Annotated in this window: 8 protein-coding genes; all 8 read right to left on the minus strand. The window is 70.1% G+C overall.

The window, feature by feature from the left end:
* Positions 1–898: 898 nt before the first annotated feature.
* A complete protein-coding gene (locus OIE40_RS08270) occupies positions 899–1,291 on the minus strand; it encodes an OsmC family protein (protein WP_264701735.1) in 393 nt (130 codons plus the stop codon).
* 370 nt (positions 1,292–1,661) lie between these two features.
* Positions 1,662–2,645 (minus strand): DUF7662 domain-containing protein, encoded by a 984-nt coding sequence (locus OIE40_RS08275; protein ID WP_425326173.1) that lies wholly within the window; start codon positions 2,643–2,645, stop codon positions 1,662–1,664.
* 125 nt (positions 2,646–2,770) lie between these two features.
* Positions 2,771–4,903, minus strand: a complete 2,133-nt coding sequence (locus tag OIE40_RS08280; protein ID WP_264701737.1) for a DEAD/DEAH box helicase — start codon at positions 4,901–4,903, stop codon at positions 2,771–2,773.
* Positions 4,903–6,240 (minus strand): BREX system ATP-binding protein BrxD, encoded by a 1,338-nt coding sequence (brxD, locus tag OIE40_RS08285; RefSeq protein ID WP_264701738.1) that lies wholly within the window; start codon positions 6,238–6,240, stop codon positions 4,903–4,905. The genes OIE40_RS08280 and brxD overlap by 1 nt, the downstream gene beginning before the upstream one ends.
* Complete coding sequence (pglZ, locus tag OIE40_RS08290) at positions 6,237–8,912, minus strand: BREX-2 system phosphatase PglZ (RefSeq protein ID WP_264701739.1); 2,676 nt, start codon at positions 8,910–8,912, stop codon at positions 6,237–6,239. The genes brxD and pglZ overlap by 4 nt, the downstream gene beginning before the upstream one ends.
* Positions 8,897–12,619, minus strand: a complete 3,723-nt coding sequence (locus tag OIE40_RS08295; RefSeq protein ID WP_264701740.1) for a BREX-2 system ATPase PglY family protein — start codon at positions 12,617–12,619, stop codon at positions 8,897–8,899. The genes pglZ and OIE40_RS08295 overlap by 16 nt, the downstream gene beginning before the upstream one ends.
* The gene (pglX, locus tag OIE40_RS08300; protein ID WP_264701741.1) at positions 12,616–16,218 is read right to left on the minus strand and encodes a BREX-2 system adenine-specific DNA-methyltransferase PglX; all 3,603 of its coding nucleotides are present in this window, start codon (positions 16,216–16,218) and stop codon (positions 12,616–12,618) included. The genes OIE40_RS08295 and pglX overlap by 4 nt, the downstream gene beginning before the upstream one ends.
* Positions 16,215–20,450 carry a BREX system serine/threonine kinase PglW gene (gene pglW, locus OIE40_RS08305; protein WP_264701742.1) on the minus strand — a complete coding sequence of 1,412 codons (4,236 nt, stop codon included), beginning with the start codon at positions 20,448–20,450 and terminating at the stop codon, positions 16,215–16,217. Before pglW ends, pglX begins: the two co-directional genes overlap by 4 nt.
* Positions 20,451–20,521 lie beyond the last annotated feature (71 nt).

The following is a 20,521-nucleotide window of genomic DNA, read 5'->3' on the forward strand; positions in this document are numbered from 1 at the left end:
GTTGCGAAATGTCCTCACACTCCCTTTAGGCCGCTGAAATCCACCTGTTTCGGACGCTGACGCCAACTTCTTAGGAAATCCAGGGGTTCGTGGACGTGGTCGAGTCCCGATCAACGTGTCGTGAGTCGGCACATCCCCGCCGTGGCCGCCGTTGCAGCGGTCGCTTTCGCTACGCTGCCGGCGGGGGAGGTAGCGGCACCCGAGGTGTCGTCCCTCGTCCAGCTGCGGGGTCCCTGGACGGCTGCCGGAGGTGGCGTCGATATCGTCCGTCTGTGACGGCAAGACCACCCACCGGACGTTGGTGAGGTCCGTGGCCGGTCCGCTGAACATCAGCAGCGTCCACCGAGGCGCAACAGATCACCACGTCGTCGTCGCAGGGTTCCACCGAGTTGCTGATCGTGACCTTCTCCGGCGCGGTGATCAAGTCGGGAGCGAACTCGGTGGGGGCGGCGATCAAGGTTGACGGGGTGACGGTGGGCCGACCGAGCAGGGCTACTCCTACGTGGTGTACAGATCCTCATGGGGCACCGCTGCGATCAGCATGACCCGCTGCCTGCGGGTGCGGCCGGGCATGTATTCGGTCTCGGTCGCGCTGGGCGCCAACCTGGGTGGCCCGGCCTACGTTCGCGAGTACACGATCCGGATCGACCAGTACAGCAGAGAGCCGACGGGCCACACTGCACAGTCGTACGGTGACGTCGTTGGCTTACAAGTTCTTCGCTACGACAGCGGGGCTTGTCGGGCGGCTGGCCAGCCGTCAAGGCTTGTTCCAAGTGACCCGAGCGCAGGGCCGACCACGTTGGCCCGATGGATCCGGGAGCGTGGCACGTGATCGGGGTGCGGGTGTGGACGAGGTTCGATCGGGGTGACGAGGCAGGCTCGACGGCGGAACACCAGGTCAGGGCGTGCGTTGCACGCTGGCACCGGCTCGCACCGCGCGCGGGATCTCGGCGGCCTGGTCGACCAGGTCGATGAGCTGATCGACCACGGCGGCCGCGGCGGGGGAGTCCACCTCAACTCGATAATCGATGCCGGTGGACGCCCAAGCGTCGCTGAAATGACCGGAGGCTGTGACCCGAGCGCCGTCCAGTACGACGCCGACTGCGTCTGCCTCCCGATAGAGATCGTTCAGGACGCAGGCCGCGACGGACAGATGCAGCAGGTGGGCGCCGGTGAAATCGGCGGTGACGTCCACGCCACCATCAGTCCAGCGGTGCGCGAAGTGCGTCACCGTGGCGTTCTCGGAGGGGCGCAGGCTGCCTGCCGCGCACTCGACGGAGAAGTCAGTCATGAGCGGCAGACTGCCACGGCGCGCCGCCCCAGCCAATGGCGATCGGCGGGACCCTGCGTTGCGTCCGACGCGATCTGAAAATCCCTCCCTATCGCGGACGCTCGAGAGCACCGTCGAGCGCCGTCAATGCGACACGTGCACGAGTCACAGGGACGATCGTCCTCGCCCCGACGGCTACGGAATAATCAGAACCCTCCAAGTGCCACAGACCTCATGCATCTCGGAGTGGGCCGGGATCTATTGCACGTGCGGGGATGCAGTGCCTGTGGCAGATCCACCGGCCGTCTGGCGGCCACCCGGTCCAAAGCGAGTGTTGCTTGATGGTGGAAGAGACTCAGGGACTTTCCGACGAGGCGGCGCGTCTCGAGTCCTAATTGTCCTTCGCTGCGAGCTCCCGGAGTTGCGCCTGCACGTGTTCGTTGTACCAAGTCCCACGCCAGGGCTCTGCCTGGTCGGCTACAAAAAGAGCCAGTTGCGCAACGTCTGCTCTTGAAGGGAAACCTGTCGCGGGTAGGACTTCAAGCACCGCGATCTCGTACAGCGCACGAAGTACATAGTCAGGGTTCCAACCACCCGTGAAGTCCCAGACTAGGACGTGGCACAGGCGATCCAGCGCCTCCTCCCAGCGACCGGCGTGCGCTGCCATGTGGGCGCCGACGAGGGAGCTAAGCTGCATGATCCAGTATTCGGTTCCCTGGTCGAGCGAAAGTGTCCGCAGAATCTCGTGCGCTTCAGCGTCACGACCTTGACTGAACAATGCCCGCACCAGCTGTATCTCGAGCCACGCGAAGGCCGTGAACTCCCCGTCCACCCGCTGGTCGATAAGAGCCATGCGCAGACTCGCCACCTCACCATCCAGCGGGTTGCCCAACGCAGCCTGCGCAAGGAGCCGGCGCAGCCGCATGACGTCTCCGTCCAGGGGATCTGCGTCGTTCCAACTGGGGCGCCAAATCCTATAGTCCAACGGGTTCGCCATCACGCTTGGAAGGATGTTATGGAATCGATCGCGCGCTTGTTCAAAGGTGTGAGTGCGGTCCGGCAACGCCACTCCGCCAATCTGTTGGGCGGACGGTTGAGCGTCTGAGGTGGCTTGTGACGGCGTCGGATCCCTCGCAAAGTCAACCTCGCCCGCGGCAAGGTCTGCGTAGATCATGCGCCACCCTGCTGCGAGCCACGCTCTCGACTGGACGTGACCGACCGAGTCATTTGCCCACCACCCTGCGAGTGTGTACGCCGAGGGTGGAAGGCCACCTGGAATCGCCTCCGAGATCTGCGCCAGGCTCAAGCTGACCCACGGCGAGCCCTGCGCATTGAGCAACTCGACCAAGGCGTCATACTTCGCCAAATATTCCACCCCTTCCAGTGGAGCCGAGCGGTTGAACGCCTGGGATACCTTTGCGACCGGATCCGGCGCAAAGGCGCAGTGGTGACGTTATCCAAACCCGCGGTCGTTGCTCACCAGAACGTAATCCTCCACCCCTAGTCAGGTTCACAGGCTCGCCAGAGGACTTGCCGCGCAGATGTTATCGCAGAGGCCTGCCGATCAGCAGAACGCGAAGCCAGGGTGTCGACCGCGAGTTTCGGTGGGAGCAGGTCGGAGAACTTCAGCCCGTCGACGGCTTGTTGGCTGATGACCGGAACGGCGCCGCTCAGCTCTGGCCCGTACCTAGCCACGGCCACGTTCAGGGCGGCTTTCAGTTGATCCACCCTTACCTCGCCTCGCAGCGCAATCTGCAGGTTGTCGAACTGATCGCTGTCGCTGAGCAGTGCCGGGTCTGCCTCCGCCAGCACCGCGGCCAGGGTGGCGTTCGCCCGGCTTCCGGCCCACGTCCACCAGTTGGTGTACTTGTCGGTGCGCAGCACCACCGTCCGGTCACGGTCCACCCGATCCGCCCAGTCCTGGCGCAACTCGCCCAACTGGCGCTCCGCACGCTGGGTGAAACCAACCCCTGCTGGCGCATCGCCGAGCAGCACTCTGCGCATGGCATCGGCCAACTCGAAGGACAGCGGAATCGGCTGCCCGGACCAGCGTGCTTTGCCGGAGGCGTCGGTCGGCTCGGCCCAGGCCCGGTGCCGGGACCAGTCGATGGACGTCACCTGCCAGGCCCGACCTGCCAGCAGCACCACCCGCGGACCCTGCACCCGGGTCGCCAGCACCATCGGAGAGACCGTGCCGACCTCCTCGCGTCCGTGCAGGATCGTCACCTCAGGGCTGGAGGTGAACACGCTCATCAGTTCCATGAAGTGCCGGCGGCCGTAACGACGCTCCGCCGCCGGGCCGATGAACAACATGCCGCTGTCGGCGTCCAGATGGCCGGAGGTCACCAACCAGTCCGCGATCTCCGCCAATCTCGACGGCTCCGCCAGGTCCACCCCGGTCAGCCACTCCGGCCAGGTGTTTCGGCCAATCCGGCCCTCCTGCAGCGCCAGCGCCAACACCTGTTGAGCGGCGATGTGGGCCGGCGTCGGTGGTGCCTTGATCGGCTCCACATAGCCTTCCGACCACAACAGGGCCAGCCCCGCCGCCTGCAGCAGTTGCTCGGCGTCGGTGGCCAGAAGCAGCATGTTGCGTACAGTTCCCGGACGACGCCCGGTCCGGCCCAGCCGTTGCAGCAGCGACGCCACCGTTCCCGGGGCGCCGATCTGGATCACCCGGTCCAGGTCGCCCACATCGATGCCGAGTTCCAGGGTGGAGGTGGCGGTGATCACACAGTCACGGGCCTCGGCGAACGCAGCCTCCGACCGCCTCCGCTGCGAAGCCGACAAGCTGGAGTGCGACACGTAAGTGTTCACGTCCAGTTCGCGCAGTCGAACGGCGAGCTGTTCGACCGCCCGCCGCGAGTCGGCGAACACCAGCCGCTTCTCACCGGTGTGTACCCGCGAGATGACTGTTCCGGCGTTGGCGACCGAGCCCACATAGTCGATCTGCATGTCCGTTGCGGTCGCGGACGACGCCGCCGGCGACACCACCGACGCAGGCCGGACGTACCGGTTCGATCCCTGCAGCCAGCCCAGCAACTCCTCGGGATTGCCCACCGTCGCCGACAGCCCGATCCGCTGCAGCGGCCTGCCGGCGATCCGCGACACCCGCTCTAGAACCGCCAGCAGGTGCCAGCCACGGTCGTCACCGGCGAAGGCGTGCACCTCGTCGACGATGACCGTGCGGACGTCGGCCAGCACCACATGCGGGTCGACCGTGGCCGACACCAGGATCGCCTCCAGCGACTCGGGCGTGGTCAGCAGAATGTCGTGCCGATCAAGAACCTGACGGCGCCGGTCACCAGCACCGGTGTCACCGTGCCGAACGCTGGCCCGCCGCCCCACCCACCGGGCGTAGCCGTCGATCCGCGGCTCCAGGTTGTTCAGCAGCGCCCGCAGCGGGCACACGTACAGCACGGACGTCCCCCGCCAGTCCTCAGCAGCCATCGCCGACAGCACGGGAAACACCGCAGCCTCGGTCTTGCCGCCCGCGGTCGGGGCGAGCAGCAGAGCGTCCTCCCCATTCAGCAGCGGATCGATGGCCGCCTCCTGCAGCGGACGCAACGCCCGCCAGCCGAGTTCGTTGACGATGTGATGCTGCACCGCCGGATGCAGGGCGTCGAAGCCGCCCATCAGCCCTCCGGCAGGTCCAGGTCGATCGCATCCAGGTCGGCACCACCATGCGCGGCATTGCGCTCCACATCGGTCAGTTCCGCATCGCCCACGGTCAGCGCGTAGTGGGTCCGCGGGTCGAAGTCGGCGAACTGGTCGACCCGGTCGAGGACGTCCCCGACCAGCTTCTTCAAATACACCCGGGGCGCCACCCCGATCCGTCCGCCCAGCGAGCCCGCCACCGCCGACGCGAGGTCGCTGAGGTAGGCATCGTCGACCACCGACCGCACCCGGTCGGCCTGTGCGCTGCCGTCGGCGTACAGGTCGCGCACCTTGACCCCCAGCGCGACCAGGCTGTCGCGGTCGAAGCCGGGCAGCCGCACCTGCACCGCGCGCGGGTTATCGAACCGGGCATCAGTGGTGAAGTCGGTATGCACGCGCTGCGCCAACGGCGGCAGCCGCTTCAGCCCGGACGGCCCCTCGAAGAACGCGGGCGTGCCGGTGATCAGCAGGTACAGGCCGGGGTAGCGGCCCGAATCCACCTCATCGATCAGTTGCCGCAGCGCGTTCAGGGCCTTGTCGCGCACGTCGCCACGGACTCGCTGCAGCGTCTCCACCTCGTCCAGCACCACCAGCAGCCCGGGGTGTCCGGCGTCCTTCAGCACCGTCAGCAGGCCCTGCAGGAACGCCATCGCGCCGAAGTGGTCGAGGTCGCCGCGCAGCCCGGCAACGCGCTTCACGGACGCGGCAACGTGCGGTTGCCCGCCGATCCAGGCCGCCAGGCCGTCCGCGACGGGCGCGTTGCCGGCCAGGGTGGCGGCCCGGTAGCCGCGCAGGGCCTGGGCGAAGGCAGGCGTCTTGCTGGTGACCCCGGCCAGACGCGCCTCCAGCAGCCGCTCGACGGCCACGGTCAGGTCATGGTCAGACCCGCCACCCAAGGCCGGCTTGGCGGCCAGTGCGTCCGCCTCGAGGGTGAACAGCCAACTGTCCAGCACCGCCCGGAACGCGCTCGGCGGCACGGTCGCGGTGCGCAGCGACTCGGTGATCCGCCGGTAGACCGTCTCCAACCGGTGCAGCGGCGTTTCGGTCTCGGAGATCTGCACCTCCGCCGTGGCCCAGCCCTGTCGTAGCGCACGCTCCGCGAGGTGCCGGGTGAAGAAGGTCTTGCCCGAGCCGTACTCGCCGCGCACCGCCTTGAACACCGCCGACCCGGACGATGCCGCGGACAGTTCCGCGTCCAAGGCCGGCTGGAACCGCTCCAGCCCGACCGCCAGAAGGTCCAACCCGTTGGCCGGGACTGTGCCGCGGCGCAGCGCGTCGATCACCTCCCGGCGCCGTCGCGGCGACACCGTGGTCACGCCCGCACTCCGTACTGCTCGGCGAGCAGGCCGACATCCAGGCTGACCGCCTGGGTCGCCGGATCGGTGGAGACCACTGGGTAGCCCTCGACGTTCAGCAACTTGGTCACCTGGCTCATGGCGAAGCGCAGCCGGGCCACCGGTTCGCCGAGCTGCGCAGCAGCCCGGGCCGCGGACAGCCGCCGATCCGGCGCGCCGGCCAGCGCGTCGACCAGACCGGCCACGTCACGGTCGGTCACGGCGACCCGGCCCGCGAGGCTTTTCTGCGCCTGGTAGGTGGGGCTGCCGATCAGTGCGGCACCCAGCCCCGCCACCGCGGACGGCGCCGGCTCGGGCTCGGTGCTGAAGAGGTCGGGTTGCGGCGTTGCCGGGACGGGTTCGGGGATTGGCACCGCCGACGCGGGAACCACGATCCCGGTCGCCTCCCACCAGTCCGGCTGGGCAACAGGTGCGGCGACCAGGCGGTGGTCGAGCGTGGACGGCGCGAGCAGCACCACCGGCACCACCACCTCGGCGGGCGCCGCCCCACCGTGATACCCGGCCTTCAACGGGCCGTAGCGCAGCCGCTCGTTCACGGCGAGCACGGCGCGGTGTTCGGGGGTCAGCACCCGCGGCCCGCTGACCAGCACCTCGTCGTCGGCCACCGCATCGGCGGCGGCCCGGTAGCGGCCGCCGAGTCCGGCGCCGCGCTGGGTGCCGCGGCGCCGCTCGACGACGTGGCCGTGGTCGGAGGTGAGCACGATCAGCCGTCCGGCGGACCGGGCGGCCCGCAGCAGCGGGGCCAGATGCTTGACGGTGTCGGCGGTCCAGTCGGTGCCGCCGGGGTCGGTGCGATCGAGGGCATCGTCAATGGTGTTCAGCACGCAGCCGACCAGCCGGTACCGGTCGGTGTCGCCGATCGCCAGTCGCACCTCGTCGGCGACGGCGAAGCCGCCCCGCCCGGTGTCCAGGCCCCGCTTGTGGAACAGCGGCGCATCGCCCAGGCCGTGGGCGCGGGCGAACTCGGTGAAGTTGCGGCGCTCCACATCCTGCTGCCCGCGGGCCAGCCGCCCGCTGAGCAGCGAGGCGCGGCTCATCTCGGTCACGCTTGGCAGCACGGAAATCACGGGGGTGCGACGGGTGGCTCCCGGCACCAGGCACTCGACCAGGCCGTAGTCCAGCTTCTCGACCGCGTCGGCGATGATCTCGGTGGCCACCCCGGCGCTCATGCCGTCCAGCACCAGCAGCAGGGTGGGGTGGCTCCGGGTGAGGGGCAGGACGATATCGGGCAACACCTGCTCGATGGGCAACACCCCGGCCAGTGCCTCCGCCCCGCCCTCGCGGGCAAGGGCCGCCGCGAACGCCAGGTCGTGCGCGTCGCGGCGCGCCTGCACCCGCTGCAGCACCTGTTCCAGGGCGCCGGCCAGTACGGGGTCGTCCACGCCCGCCTCGGCGTCGTTGACGGCCGAGTCCACCCAGGCATCGGTGTCCAGGTGCGCCGCCGCGCTCGCGGCCAGGCCACGGTCGTGCGGTTCGTCGGGGGTGCGCAGCCACCGGGCCAGCCGGACGCCGGCCAGCGCGGGCGCCACCCGGGGATCCTCATCGGCCAGCCGATGGTCGTCGACCCGGAGCCAGGCCGCCTCCAGCGCCCCCGGATCGTCGCGACGGAGTTGTTCGGCAAGCGCGCGCAGCCGCAGGGTGAGGCCCGCCCGCAGCACGGAGGATGTCTCGGCCAGGGCGTCAGCGCCGGCCTCACCGAGGAGGTCATCGGCGCGGGCCAGCAGCCGGTGCGCGTCCGCCACGGTCGCCCGGCCGTCCAGCAGGCCCGAGACGGTGACGACGGCCAGTCGGCCGGTCGCAGCCAGGGCGGTGCGGGGCACGTCGCCCCAGCGGTGCTGCAGCCGTGCCAGGGCGACCTCGGCCTCCTGGGTGCGCCGGGAGCCGAGCAGGCAGTCCAGGACGATCCCGAGCGGCACCAGGTCGGTGGGTGCGCCGGTGCGCAGCAGGGCGGCGACGAACGGCCCGGCCTCACCCGCGGCGTCTGCGATCCAGGCCAGGGTGGCGTCGACGGTCTGCTCGCCGGCCCGGCCACGCAGCCGCGCCACCATGCCGGGCAAGCCGGGGTTGGTGGACCACTGCAACACCGCGATCAGGTCCAGCGGCCCGGTGCCGACGCCAAGCTCGGCCCGGGCCAGGCAACCCAAGGCGTGATCGCGGGTCAGCACCCCGGCCGGCGCCGGTGGCCAGCCGTCGGCAGGGGCGAGTTCCAGCAGGCCGGATGCCACCTCGCGGGCATGCGCCAGCCGCAGCAGCCGGGCGTCGATGGTCTGTGCGCTGAACCGCTGCTGCACCGCCTGCCAGGGGTCGGCGTGCCGCAGCCGCTGCCAGGTGAACCGGGCCAGCAGGCCAGGGCCGAGGTCGTCCTCGCTGCGGTCGGTGACCACCACCAGCCAGCCGTCCCGCATCGCGCCGCGCACCGCTTCGCGGACGGCCAGCGCGGAGCCGGCTGGCACGATCCGCACCGGCTGGTCACGGTGCGTGAACGACACCTCCGGGGTCGCGCCCGGCCGGGAGCGCAAACCCAGCACGCCGTGGGTGTATCGGCCGGCCCGGGCCTGGTCGATCAGCACCCGGGCCATCGCCGGCGTCACTGGCGCGCTGGGAACGACGTCGGCACTCACTCGGTGCGCCATTCCACGATGATGTCGTCATCCGGGTGCTCGGCGACGAACCGATTCAGGTCCGCGACGACCGCTTCGGCGCCCTGGCCGCGCCGGATGCGCCGCGTCCCGCCGGGCCTGCGCGGTGGCACCGGGTCCGGCGAGGGAGGGGTGGGTCCGGGCGGCGGCGTCGGCTCGGCGAGCCAGGCGAACAGGTCGTCCTCGGCCCGCTTCAACGCGGGCGCCACCGGGGTGACGAACTCGTCGTCGAGCACCGCACCACGCAACCGGCCCAGAATCCGCGACGCTTCGTCGGCGCGCGGCCCCTGCTGCCGCGACGCGGTCAGCAGTGGGTCGAGACGGTTCCACGAGAAGCCGGTGAGCTGGCCAGCCACGGTGGCCGCTGAGGCTAGGGAGCGGCCCACCCGCGACGGTTCAGCGAAGTGGGCAGCCGCCAGCCGCTGGATCAGCCGTAGCCCGTTCAGTCCGCGCAGCGCTTCGCACAGCTCTGCCCCCTGCCGCGCGGTCTGCAGCCGGCCCGTCTCGGGGGAGGCGGTCAGGGCCAGTCTGGTGCGGGCGAGCTCGACAGCGCTGACGAGCCGATGGGCCGGATCGCTGAGTTTCAGCGCTTCCTCCCGTAGCTTGTCAGCCAGGTTGGCCACTTCGGCCGGGGTCACGTAGACCGAGGCGGTCAGTCCGAACACCACCCCGGCCAGGTGGGTGGCCGCGGTCCAGGTGGCGCCATCGGGCATGGCCTGCACCCGCAACTCCATCTCGTTGCGCAGCGTGCCCGGCTTGGGGGTGGGAATGGGGGCGCCGTGGGCGAACCAGGCCCGGCGGCGCAAGGCCGCCCACGCCAGGATCACCAGGTCGCCGACGCTCTCGGCGAGGCCCTTGGCGGGCTCCATGGCGTTGATCCAGCCGCGCACCTCGCTGACGGTGACCGGGTCGTTCTCGTCGCCGCCGCGAGCGCCGAGCCGGCGTTCGAACTCCGGGCCCCACGCGCTGAAGTAGTCGTCGCCCATCAAGAAGTGGGTTTCGGCGGCCTTGCCGACCCCGAGCGGGTTCGCGATCCGGCGGACCGTGGCGGCGTCGGGGCCCAGCGGTACCCGGTTCTCCTTGTCGGCCAGGGCCTGCTCGACCGCGGTGTAGGTGGCCTGCAACTCCCGGACCCGCACCTCGACGTCGCTCGGTTCGAATCGGGGGTGGCCGGGAAAGGTGGCGCTGAAGGCGTCGGCGACCAGCCGGACGAACGCCTGCTTCAGGGTGCCTCCGGCCGGCGGTCGCGGGGTGAAGCTCGGCGTCAGCGACGAGTACACCTCGGGGTGAGCGGCGTCCATCACCACGTCGTCGCCGCCGGTGGGCGACTCGACGTCGTAGGCGACCTGGATGGCCCGCTGCACGGTGTGCAGCAGCGCGTCGCGCTGAGACTGCAGGATCGCCCGGGCCTGCACCCGTCCGGTCTCGGACAGGTGGTCGGCGTAGTTGGCGTAGCGTTCCCCGGTGCCGTCGAACAGGTAGTTGAGGATCACCAGCCGGCTCACATCGCGCAGCCGGGCCTCGCTGAAAAACCGCGGCAGCCAGACGATCGTCCGCTCGTTCCAGTTGTGTGCCCGAAAGCCGTCGATCCGGCTGAAGTCCTCGGAGGTGGAATGGCCGGGTTCGTCGAACGGGTGGTCGATGACGAACCGCCAGGTGCCGGGCCTGGCCCGGAAGTGGTCGTCGGTCAGCCAGCCGGCGTCGCGGACATTGCCGAACACCAGGTCGACCTCACGCCATGAGCCGCGCCAGATCAGCCGGTGGGTGTAGGCGCCGAGCATGTCCTGGTCGCCCAGGCGCTCCACCCCGAACGCGTCGGCGACCAGCCGTTTGATCAGGTCGCGGCGGCGGCCGTCGTTGTCCTCGCCCCTGGCCCGCTCGACCACGCTCTCGTAGTCGACGTCGGAGAGCTGCACGGACACCAGCGGGTTGCGGCCGGTCGCCTCCACCCTGATCTCCGGCACCTGCGCCGCCCACAGCCGTAGCTTCGACATCACCACCGCCGCCTCACCGCCCGGGAGGGGGGAGCGGATCGAGCCGTGGTTGAGCGCGGCCAGCCGGCCCGCGGTGAGCGCCTTGAGCGCGGGCACGTTGGGCGCCACCGCGCTGAGCAGCAGCGTTTTGGCCAGCCGCAGTTCGCTGCTCAGGGTGGGCGGCAGGGACGCCTCATCGTCCAGGTCTGCGGCGCTGACGCCGCTCTCTTTGAGGATCATCGGCTGTAGCCGCTCCCGGAACAGCGTGTGCGCCGCCCGGAACAGCGCCGCGGACGCCTCGTCCAGCGGTTGGTCGCCGGCCCCGCCGGTGACCAGGTAGTCGAACGCGTCGCCGACGGGGATCACGTCGTCGATGGTCAGGGTGTCGCGGCGGTCCACCAGCATCTGCTGCATCACCTTGAGCGCGGTGCGTTCCCGCTGCATCACCCCGGCCAGCGACCGCAGGGTGGACACCAGCGCCGGGCTGAACGGGTAGGTGAGCCGGAACTGGGCGGCGTCGGCGCCGCGGTGCCGGTCGTCGGTGTTGACGCCGTCGAGCAGCACGTCCCACGACTCGGCCCGCCGGTCGAGGCGTTCGAAGGCGCGGTCGATCTCGGCTTTCGCCTCCGCGTTGCGTGGGGTGAGCAGGCGCTTGTTGGCCACGTAGGGCAGGTTGTCGTCGCCGAGCCGGATCTCGCGGAAGCGGCCCTCCTGGTACCGGAACGCCTGGTCGAGCGCCTGCTGCTCGGCGCCGCTGGCACCGGAGTCGGCCAGCCAGCGGCGCAGGTCCATCTGCCGGGCGATGAACGAGATCAGCGGGACGGGCCGGCCGCCCTGGCCGCCCTCGACCAGCTTGGTGATCTTCTGGGTTTCGGCCCCGAAGAAGGCGCGGTCACGGATCCGGAACGCCAGCCACAGCACCAGTTCGTCCAGGAACAGCACCACCGCGTCGTAGCCCAGGGACTGGGCGTGGGTGGAGATCGCCGTCAGCCCCTCGTCGAGCCCGACGTAGGCGGCGTGCCGAGTGTAGGCGGTGAAGTAGCGCTGTTGCAGGGCGTTGACCAGTTCGGCGCGGCGCGGGTCGTCCAGGGCGGCCGCCTGGGCGCTGGCATAGGTGTCCGCGGTCCAGGTGCCGCCGCCACCCAGCACCGCGCCCCACACGTCAGCCTCGCCGGAGCCCTCGTTGAGTCCGGCGAAGAAGGCGTCGTCGCCCATCCGCGCGCGCAGCGCGTCGGCGTCCTCCAGCAGCCGGGCGGTCTGGTGCAGCAGTGGCAGCGGCGCATCGGGGTGCAGCTGCCGCACCTGGCGCAGGTAGCCGTCGAACAGGGCCTGCTCCAGTGAGGTGGCGCCGAGCAGGTGGAAGGTGAGCGGCAGTACGCGGCGGCCCTGCAACTCCGGGTCGTGCCGGGCCACGGTCTCGGCCAGTTCGGGAATGGCGCGGGCCGGCGGGTACTGCTCCAGCAGCGCATACAGCACGGCCATGAAGTGGCTCTTGCCGGAGCCGAACGAGCCGGTCAGGAAGGCGCCCTTGCTGGTGTTGGAGCCGATCGCGTCCGCCACCACCGCCAGGGCGGTGTCGAAGGCGCGGGACAGTTCGGACGTGACTACGTACTCGTCGATGGTGCGGGCCAGGTGGGCCTCATCGACGCTCTCGGTGAGCCGCAGCACGTAGTCGGCGGTCGAGGTGGTCTCCGGAATGGTGAAGATGTCCCGCAGCAGGGCGCTCATCGGCGTGCTCTCCTTCTGCGCGTGGCGGGTTCGGGCCGCCAGGCGTCGAGGTCGTCCACGGTCAGGCCGAGGTCCTGCAGGTGGCCGCGCAGTTGTTCGGCGCAGAACGCGGCCGGGCTGACCCCGTAGTCCTGGCTGATCGCGGCGTGCCACTGCTCCACCCAGGGCTGCAGTTCGGCCATGCCGGCGACCAGCGGCACGAGCACGCTGTCGGCGGCGCCCTCGCCCTGCCGGGCCTGGATGATGGTGGCCAGTGCCAGGGACTGCTGGGCGTGGTCCCAGCCGGCCCAGCCGAGCAGGGGAGTGGGGTCGGTCTCCCGACCCGCGCCCGGGTAGGCGATGAAGCGTTCCTTGGGCACGTCGAGCTTGCCGCGGTGGCTCCAGTAGGACTGCTTGCGGAAGTCGGCTCCTGTGTACTTGGGCGGCACCGGGATCGTGGCGGCGAACGCGTCGGCCTGCTGGTCGGCGGCCTTCTGCTCGGCCTCGGTGGGTTCGGTACCGCCGGCGACCTGCACCTGGCGCAGCGCGTCCTCCTGGCGCTGCAGCGCCCAGGTGTGCTGCCATTGGCCGAACTTGCGCAGCCCGGACTCCTTCAACCGGTACGCGGCCAGGTGGGGCACCGCTTCGGGTTCCAGCAGTTCGGTGAGTGCGGCGACCAGGTCGACGTCGCGGACGCCCTTCCACAGTTCCACCACGCCGCGGAAATCGGCGTCGCGGCCCAGCAGGTCGGCCAGTTGGCTGACCGAGTGCGGGGTGGGCTGGCCGAGCGCGTTGAGCCACAGCGACCGGTTCTCCAGCCGGTCGAGCAGCCAGCCGCGCAGCGCCTTGTCGGCCTGCTTGGCGAACGGCTCGGACGACCAGCGCCGCTTGTACTCCGGGGCCTCCAGCAACCGGATCGCATCGACGGAATCAATGGCGTCGATCCGCCGCTGCACCAGGTCGCGGTAGTCGGCCGGCCAATGTGAGGGGATAGCGATGATCGGGGTGGAGCCGTGCCGTTCGAACCAGGTGGTCTGCTCTTCGCCGGCGGCGATCCTGCGGGCCAGCACGATCTCGAAGGCTCGCTCGCCCAGCTTGATTTCGGGCGGGTCCCCGTCGTAGCTGAGGTCGTCGTCGAGCAGGCCGTAGGGCCGGTACACCTCCCAGTCCAGTTCCTCCTGTTCGGCGATCATCCGGCCGCGCAGCGAGTGCTGGGCGGCTTCGGCGGCGCGCAGCAGGTCGGCGGTGGGTGGCGTGGACGCGATCAGGGCGGAGACCTGCTGGGCGGAGAGTTCCTGGGCAAGCGTGTCGAGGGTGCGGCCACGCTCCAGGGGCAGGGACTCTGGCAGCGGGAAGTCCTGCAGGGTGGTGCCGGTGAACTCGTAGCGGTCAGACCACGGCTGCTGCGACACGCGCGCGCCGTCGGGGCCGACCGGATCACCGCCCTTAGGGTAGCTGTTCTGCTTGAGCCAGAAGCACGCCGTGGACGAGTTCAACACCCCCAACAGCTTCAGGTGGTCATCCTCGGTCGCCGAGTCAGGGAGTTGGAAGAACGGCGCTGACCGGTTGAATACCAGTTCTCCTCTGGCTAACGCGAAATGGTTGTGAGTCGAGACAAAGGCCCAACTCAGAGCGCGAGGTCGGTTAGCCCTTGCGAGCGCAATCTGGTGCCACTGCCACCATGAGCGGCCAGCCTGTAGGTATGAGCCACCCGAGAAGGTGGCTCTGCTCCATAGCAGGGTTCTGAGGGGCCACATCCAGCGCAGTGTCTGAGGCCACTCTGCGAGGTTAGCTAGCTTTCCAGCAATGTACGGGAAGACTGCCCATTCTCCCTCCGCAAGACCGTAGTCACGAATATCTTCGCCAACCACAAAGGGGCGATTGAGCTCGGGTTCAAGGTGCCGACGCCTCATTGATTCCTCTGGTGCAAGAAAGGCGCCGTCGGAATTGGTCTGACCAGAGTAGCCGATGTCCAGCAGGAGATCCTTCAAGCGATGCGTCCATACTCCTAGCGCCCGGACGACAGTACTGGTGCTACCGCCACCGAGTGCCCACGGGTGTTTCACAAAATTCTTGCGCGACGCCTCGCTGACCGTGACCCAGTCATCCTCGTAGTCAAAGCGATCCACGTGGGCGACTATGGAAGCCCAGACCCTTCCGTTCCGCGCCTGCTCTGGACGTCCCGGCTCACCCCGAATCCCAAGCACCGCCCGAACGGTTACAGTGCGCGGCGAGCGATTGCGACCCACCAGAATCAGTGTTGGCGTGCCGTGTCCGGGGATGTACGCGCCGGAGGTGTCGATCACCTCGACCAGATCGAGGTGCGCGAGGAAGTCCTCAATGATCGGGGCGCCGAACTCGCGCTTCATGAACGAGTTGGAGGTGATCTGGCCCACCCAGCCGGCGGGCTGGCTGCCGTCCCCGCGCCTGGCGAGCTTGAACAGCAGTTCCATGAACGGCACGGTCAGCGCGTAGGTGCCCTTACAGTAGTTGTAGCGCTCCCGATAGCCGGCGTTGAGCTTCTTGTCCTTGACCGTGATGTAGGGCGGGTTGGCGACCACCGCGTCGTACTGGCCGCGGGTGAGGGCGGCGACCAGGGCGTCCTTGTCTTCGGTGGAGTAGGCGAAGTCGTCGCTGTGGGTGAACAGGGTGTCCTGGTCGTGGCTGAACCACAGCGAGTCGCCGGCGAGCACGTGGTAGCGGAAGCCGGGGGCGCGTTCCAGGGAGTTCTCGCCCACGGCCTTGAGTGCGGCGACGGTGAGCCGGAAGGTGGCGATGGCGACGGCGAACGGGTTGAGGTCCACACCCCACACCGCGTCCAAGGCCTCTTGCACCCGCTCGCGGGTGCCGAGCCCCGGGGCTTCCGCGTCCCAGCGGGCCAGCACGCGGCGGAACGCGCCGAGCAGAAAGTGGCCGGAGCCGCAGGCGGGGTCGATCAGTTTGAAGCCGTCGAGAGGCCGGTCCGCCAGGGCCGGGTCGAGGGTGCGGTCGAGGATGAACTCCTCCACGAACTCCGGGGTCTGCAGCAGCGCGTAGGTCTTCTTGGCGTGGTCGGAGAGGTCCTGGTAGAGGTCGCCGAGAAAGCGGGTGTCCAGGTCGGGGTCGGTGAAGTCGTGCACCAAGGCCCCGTCGGCGTCGCGGCGGCGCCAGAACTCCAGCAGGGCGGTGACCGCCTGGCCGGACGGCGACACGGTGTGCAGCATCGCCTGGTCGTCCACCAGGCCCGCGGTGGCGGGCGTGGCGGCCAGGTAGTTGATCGCCTGCTCCAGCCACTCCCGGTCGGTGTCTTCCGGATGGCTGCGGAAGTAGGCGAGCTGGGCGTCCAGGGCCTCCTGGCGACGCTCCGGCGGGCCGGAGATCCAGACCGGGCCGAGCAGCCGGTTGTCTTCGCAGAACCGGATGAACACCGTGGTCAGCACCCACGAGACGGCGGCCTGGGTGACACGGTCGTCGGCCCAGGCGGTGTACCCGGCGGCGGTGCGGTCACCTGTTACGGCGGCGGCGTGCTCGCGCTTCCAGTCCCCGTCGAAGGCGGGCAGCGTGATGCGTTCCCGCAGGTCCTTCTCCAGCGACAGGACCTGCCGTTTCAGGTCGGCGACCAGGGTGTCGTGGGTGGTCACACGCGTCCTTCCTGCTGTTGCGCATCGATCCAGTCCGGCGGCACCGGCACGTACTGGCTGGGGGCGGTGAGCGGTAGCGAACGGCCGTCCACCATCGCGCCGGTGTTGCCGGGCAGTTGGGGCACCACCAGCCAGACCGCGGCGGGACGTGCGGTGGCCAGATCCATCCAGCCGGCGAGCAGGTCGAGCGCGTCGTAGCGGGCCAGCAGCGAGCCGTCCACCAGCGCCACCGGACGTCCGGCGGCGTCGTCGAGGGCCTGCCGTACGGCGGCACCGACCGCGGGCAGCGACCGCTTGACAAGCGCCCGCAGGCCCTGGCCGGGTCTCGAGGATTCCGCTTGCGTGTCGGCGCTGAGCACGTCGGCCCAGCTGATGCCGGCCGCGGCGGCGGTGTCGGCCAGGGCGTCCATCAGGGCGCCGGACAGGTCGAGTTCCACGGCGTCGAAGCGGTCGCGCAGCACATTCAGGAACTTCTCCAGCCGCAGCGCGCCCACGCCGAGGGCGAGGAACGAACGGCGCTCCCGGCTGTCCCGCAGGCGCTGGCCGACCGCTCCCGGGCCGACCGTCGAGACCGGCCCGGTCACCATCGTGGCCGGGCGCGAATCGAGGCCGGTGGTGTCGCGAATGGTGGCGTCCGGCACCAGGTAGGCGTCGCGGGCCGGATCCCACTGCAGGCCGAGACCCGCCTCAATGACGATGCGGTCGAGGTCGGTGCGGCGCGGCAGTGGCGGCAGGTCGGGGAACCGGGAGCGGACCCGCTGCTGCAGGTTTCGTGCGGTGTGCGGTTGGCCGGGAACCACCGCCGGCAGCACCTGCCGCAGCGCCTCGGCGGCGCCGAGGTCGCGGTGGTGCAGTTCACCGGTGGCGGATGCCCCGGCGCAGGTCGACAGCCGGGCAGCCAGCCGGGCCAACCGGGGGCCGTCGGGAGCGCCGTCGAAGGGCGAGGCGGTCCGGGCAGTGGTCGCGTCGTCCATGACGGCGGCGAGAGCGGCGGTTACCCGGGCCGCCGGCACCAGCGCGTCGGTGCCGGTGAGGTTCACCTCGGCGACCAGTTGATCGGCGCGCCGGCCGAGTGCCTCGGCCACGTCGAGCAGGTCGTGGCGGGTGGCGACCAGCACCGGCTGATGCTCGCGGCGACGCTGGAACCAGCCGCCGTCGTCCTGCTCGTCCGGTGCCTCGGCGCGGTCCAGCGCGGCGCGCCGCTCGATCGTGCAGCGCAGCATGCCCTCGGCCAGCCGGACCTGTTGGGCGTCAGCGTTGTCGGCGGCGGGCACCATCAGCCCCAGCAGGTGCTTCGCCAGTTCGTCGAAGGTGGCGACGCCGCCCAACTCACCCAGACGGACGTCGACGGCGTCGGCCAGGCCGTCCAGCAACTCCCGGGCCGACTCGACGGTGGCCCACCGGTCCTGCAGCACGCCGAACAGTTGACTGACCCGGCCCCGGGTGACCGGCGGGGCGAACGAGGCGGCCAGTTCGGCCTGGGTGGCGTTGGCGTCCAGGCTGCCGGTGACCCCGAGCAGATGCGAGGCGAGCACCACCGCCTTGTCGTTGCGGCCGGTGCGGGCGGCGTCCAGCAGCAGGTCGGCGCACTCGTGCGGTCCGGGCAGTGTGGCCTGCTGCTCGACCGGACGCCAGCCGCGGGCCGACCGGGCGAACTTCGACCGCCACAGCTTGGCGAAACGCTTGATCTCGTCGCGGGTGGCGACTGCCGAGCCGGGCAGCCGGTTGAGCCGGACGGCGTCCACGGCGGCCAGTTCGCCGACCGTGCTGACCGCGAGCGGCTCCAACGCGGAGATGGCCCGGGGGGTGAGCCCGGACTGGGCCAGGGGAGTGTCCGCGGTGGCGTTCGCGGCCAGTTCGTCGGCGTTGGCGGGCACCACGGAGCTTTCCGGGAAGCAGGCCCGCCATTCCAGCAGCATCTCGTCGGCGGTGTGGTGCCGGGCGGTTGCGTCCCGGGCCAAGGCCCGGGTGAAGAAGGCGGCCAGGCGCGCCCGGGCGGAGGCGTCGAAGTCGTCGGGATCGATGGTCGCCTCGTCACGGATGGCGGCCGGTTCGCTGAGCCCGTCGCCATAGACCGGGGTGTGGCCGGTGGCCATTTCGAACAGCACGACAGCGGCGGCGTACCGTTCCGCCGCTGAGTCGTACAGGCGTCGTCCGCCGAGGAACGGGTCCAGGTAAGGCCGGGTGCCGGCCTGGGTGTCGGACGCCGGCGCCTTCGACAGTGAGAAGTCGAACAACATCAGGTGCTTGGCCCGGTTGCTGTTGCCCGCTCGGGCCTCCCGCACGCCTAGGTTGGCGGGCTTGATGTCGCGGTGCATGACGCCGGCCGAATCCAGGGCGATCACCGTCTCGAGCAGATCGGTGCCCCAGCGCTCCAGGAGGTCGAGCGAGAGCCGGTCGCGGTTGCCCAGGTGGGTGGCCAGCGTTTCCTGCCCGGCGCTGGCCAGCAGCAGCGCCCAGCGGCCCCCGACGTCGAGCGGACCCTCGATCAGCTTGGCGATGCGTGGACTGTTCAGCCGGCCGAGAGTGTCCGCCTCCTCCTCCAGGCGGCGGACGGCGGCGTCGTCGACGGCCACTTTCAGCACCCGCTCGGCCTCGTCCGGATGCTGGTGGTCGCGGACCAGCAGGCCAACGGCGGTGGAGCCGGCACCGAGACGGTGGGTGAGTTCGAAGCGGTCACCGAGGATCGCACCCGGTCCCGCGTCGAGCGGGTCGGTGACTTCGGCGACCGCCGGTTGGACGGCCGCGTCGAGGATGGACAGGAAGGCGGCGACGTCCGGCAGCCGCTCCGAGACCGACGGCGCGGTTGCCGCCAGCACGGCCCGGCGCAGTTCACTGTGCGCGGCGGGCAACTCGACCGACAGGTCCAGGCCGTCCTGGTCATGAAGGCGGGACTTCAGGTCGGCCGCCGTGCGGGCCGGCGGCTGGCCGCCGGTGAACAGGTAGAACGCAAGCGCGCCCAGTCCGAACACGTCCAGCCGCAGCCGGTTGCGGGTGGCGGCCAGGACACCTTCGGGGGCGGTGAAGCCGTCGTGAATCCATCGCTCGGCGACCGGTAGCTGGTCGGCGTCCAGGCTGGCCAGTGCGGTGACTCCGCGGGTGGCCTGGGTGGAGGTGGCCGCGTCGGTGCGTCCGACGCCCTGCCAGTCGGTGAGCCGGACCAGCGGGCGTCCGTCGTGCGTGGTGCTGATCAGCACGGCGTGCGGGCTCAGCCGGCGGTGGACCACGTTCTTGCCGTGTGCGTACTGAAGAGCCTCGGCGATCTGCCGGACCAGGTCGAGCTGGGTGTCGAAGTCGAGCCCGTCGGGCCGGCCGGCCAGCCACAGGTCGAGCCGCTGCCACGACGAGTCATAGGGGTAGACCAGCCCGGGGCCGAGTTCGGAATCGACATAGTCCTCGGGCCGCAGGATCGCGTCGTGGCTGAGCCGCTGCATGACCTGCAGCTCGTGGGCGGCGAGCAACCGGGCCTGGCTGCGGGCCTGCTCGGACGATCCTTCGGGGACGGTGCGGAACCTGATCCGGCGGCGCTGGTTGCGCAGGTGCTTGTGGGTGGCGAGCCAGTCCTGCCAACCGGGACCGTCGTCCAAGGGCTGCGGGTCGAGGACGAAGGAGCCCGCTTCGCGGGGGTGGGCACGCACACCGATGAGCTGCATTGCGCCGACCACGGCGTTCTCATAAATGCGAGTGTTGGGCCGGGGATCGCCGTCGAACACGTCGGTGATCGGGTCGAGTGCGCCCGGACGGTCGTCATCCGGAAGGCCGTAGAGGCCGATGCGTGCCGAATCTGGCAGTGCACAGACCAGGTCGGGGTGGTGCAGAAAGACCGCTTCCTGAATGAATGGGATGCCGTCGCGCGGGTTGGGGGCGTCACGGAAGGAGTGGTTGCGCAACCACTCGCCGTAAGCCGTCATTAGCTTGGAGCGCAGCCGCTTGGCCTTGCGATTGGCCAGGAGCAGGGGAGAGTCCTCGGGGGCACGGCCGTCACGCCGCCAGGTCTGGTCGGTGCCCTGGAGTCGCCCCGAGTAGTACTTCAACTCGATCAAGTGCAGCCCGTCCGGGGCAAGCACGAGCAGGTCGACCTCGGCCCAGTTGCCGCGGTCGTCACGGAACTCGAAGTTGGTCCAGGCACGGTAAGGGGCACGGTCTGGCATCAGCCTCTTGGCGATGCGGAGGCCTTCGGCTTCGTGTGCGAACTGGGAGGGGGTGACTTCGACCCAGCGGTCGTTGACCACAGTCTGCTCACTCCCTTCCTCGGACGCTCTGCTCAACTTACCGGCAACGCGGCGTCGCTGAACGACTGATG

This window comes from Micropruina sonneratiae (genome assembly GCF_025972045.1).
Lineage (GTDB): Bacteria > Actinomycetota > Actinomycetes > Propionibacteriales > Propionibacteriaceae > Micropruina > Micropruina sonneratiae.

Coding starts and splice junctions, on each gene's coding strand:
- OIE40_RS08280 (WP_264701737.1), bottom strand. CDS start 4,903: ATGGGCGGCTTCGACGCCCTGCATCCGGCGGTGCAGCATCACATCGTC.
- OIE40_RS08270 (WP_264701735.1), bottom strand. CDS start 1,291: ATGACTGACTTCTCCGTCGAGTGCGCGGCAGGCAGCCTGCGCCCCTCC.
- pglZ (WP_264701739.1), bottom strand. CDS start 8,912: ATGGCGCACCGAGTGAGTGCCGACGTCGTTCCCAGCGCGCCAGTGACG.
- OIE40_RS08295 (WP_264701740.1), bottom strand. CDS start 12,619: ATGAGCGCCCTGCTGCGGGACATCTTCACCATTCCGGAGACCACCTCG.